Source organism: Bartonella sp. AA1HLJMS, assembly GCF_042197445.1.
Taxonomy (GTDB): Bacteria; Pseudomonadota; Alphaproteobacteria; order Rhizobiales; family Rhizobiaceae; genus Bartonella.
Window position 1 is genome coordinate 1 of record NZ_JBHIRW010000135.1, and the last position, 1999, is coordinate 1999.

The following is a 1999-nucleotide window of genomic DNA, read 5'->3' on the forward strand; positions in this document are numbered from 1 at the left end:
CTGGAAGGGCGTTGATGTGTAAAGCCTGGCGCAATCAGAATGCGTGGTGTTTGTCCTACAATGGATTGTGCTCCAATGAAAGCATGAACACCTTCATAAGCACCATTTGCGTTTACACCACCCAGAATATTGGTGAGTGTTGCATTTTCGTTGTCACCCTCGTTCACACGTACGACAACGACAATTGCTCCTACTTGTTTAAAAATAAGATCAAGGGCATTGGGTAAAGTGCCGCGTCGTTTGCCTGTTCTATCGAGTTTTGCAGCTTGTGAAAGAGAGCCTGCTACCAAAACCGGTGTGTTGAGAGGGAATGCTCGGTCATCGGCATCGGGTGCTGTGCCAACAATCCCGATAACGGCAGACTGAACCGCGCGAAGGGGGCGGGTGCCGTCGTCGACCTCGTCAACTTCAACACCGTGTAGAAAACCTGTTGCCATACTTTATGCTCCTTTAAATGAGGGATGAATGAAAATGAATGGGAAAAATGAGGGTTGGATTTGAAATCGCACCCTTTAAAACAGCAAATCATAAGGATTTTGGTTCACTCGCATTTCAAATGCGAGTGAATAGTAAAGGGTAGCATTTCAAATGCGATCCTTTGAAAACAACAATATGTGAAATAATTTTTTAAAAGCATATTGACACTAATAAACCCTCATGTTAATCGAATCACAAGTGCTAGAAACACTAAACCATTAGCGGATAGGTCACGTAAGATCTCTCCCATGCATTTAAAATACTGATTGTCTTTTATGCTATTATTGGCATATAACGATTTTGTCGGGTGTAGCTATGCTATACAATACCTTCTCACGAAGGGAAGACATAGCGACGGACTAATGGCCGTGTTTCTAACGCCCGGCACCCTTGGGGGTGTCAATAGAGACATTAAAACCATTAGGAGTTCATCATGAACAATTTAGTGACGATCAACAATGCTGGTATTGCTGTTACAACTTCTTTAAAAATTGCAGAGGGTGTGGGTAATACGCATAAAACAGTTATACAGTTAGTACGCAATAATCGTAAGGATTTTGAAGAGTTTGGTTCACTTGGATTTGAAATCCAAGTGAGTAAAAGAGACGGTAAAGGTGGTCAAAAGAGAGAAGTTGCTATTCTCAATGAACCACAAGCCACTCTACTCATGACCTATATGCGTAACAATGATACGGTGCGTGCATTCAAAAAAGCACTCGTTAAAGCTTTCTATGATTTAAAAAACCAGTTAATTGATAATGACCGTGATACACGTTTTGATTTTCCAAGCAACTGGGATGAGATGGGAGCTACTGAAAAAGCTGTTTACATTTATGGACCGCTTCACATGCATCTTGTGAAAGCCTTTACATTAGCAGAAGAGAGCAAACATTACAAAACGCTTGTTGAAGAAGCTAAGCGGGTTTTAGCAAATCCGATTGCAAAAGTAGCTTAGACCTACAATATAATTTTATCTCCTCGTCTTTTAGGCGGGGAGGTGGTTAATGCCGTAAAATATCTTTACATAATACGTATTATACGTATAATATGTATGATACATTAAAGATAGGATGTGCATATGAAAAAATATAGTTTTACAGATGTAAACCGTGGTGCTGGCGATATTTTAGACGAGGCTATGTCTACACCTGTAGCTTTAACAAAGCGAGGGCGTGAAAAAATCATTATGCTTCCTGTTGATTTATATCATGAATTAATAAAAGCGCGTTCTTGCGCACAATCTTTTGTTTACGCAGATGCACCGCAAAATATATTAGATGATTTAGATCGTGGTTTAGATGACATTTTGAATAGTGATGAACATGTTTAAAGCGGGGGATGTTGTTCAATATTATTATTTATGGCACGAACAAGCGCAAAAAGGTGAACATTCAGGACGTAAAGCGCGTCCTTCCTGTGTTATGGTTAAAACTGAAAGCCATTTCTTTTTGTTTCCTATCACTTCTCAAGAGCCTATTAATTTACAATATAGCTTAAAAGTACCTGAGATAGAATGTAGACG

At 39.7% G+C, this 1999-nt stretch carries 2 protein-coding genes and 2 pseudogenes; 3 read left to right on the plus strand and 1 reads right to left on the minus strand.

Translation table 11 applies throughout. From position 1 onward, the window contains the following. A pseudogene (locus ACFIQE_RS09865) lies at window positions 1-437 on the minus strand (phage tail protein); the annotation flags it as partial. 473 nt (window positions 438-910) lie between these two features. Here ACFIQE_RS09865 and ACFIQE_RS09870 point away from each other — a divergent pair. The 3 genes and pseudogenes from ACFIQE_RS09870 to ACFIQE_RS09880 form a co-directional block, all read left to right on the plus strand. Beyond that, window positions 911-1432 (plus strand): Rha family transcriptional regulator, encoded by a 522-nt coding sequence (locus tag ACFIQE_RS09870; protein WP_375641099.1) that lies wholly within the window; start codon window positions 911-913, stop codon window positions 1430-1432. A 123-nt stretch (window positions 1433-1555) separates the two neighbouring features. Beyond that, window positions 1556-1807 (plus strand): type II toxin-antitoxin system Phd/YefM family antitoxin, encoded by a 252-nt coding sequence (locus ACFIQE_RS09875; RefSeq protein ID WP_375641100.1) that lies wholly within the window; start codon window positions 1556-1558, stop codon window positions 1805-1807. Then, window positions 1800-1999, plus strand: a pseudogene (locus ACFIQE_RS09880) (hypothetical protein); the annotation flags it as partial. The gene ACFIQE_RS09875 and the pseudogene ACFIQE_RS09880, both read left to right, overlap by 8 nt.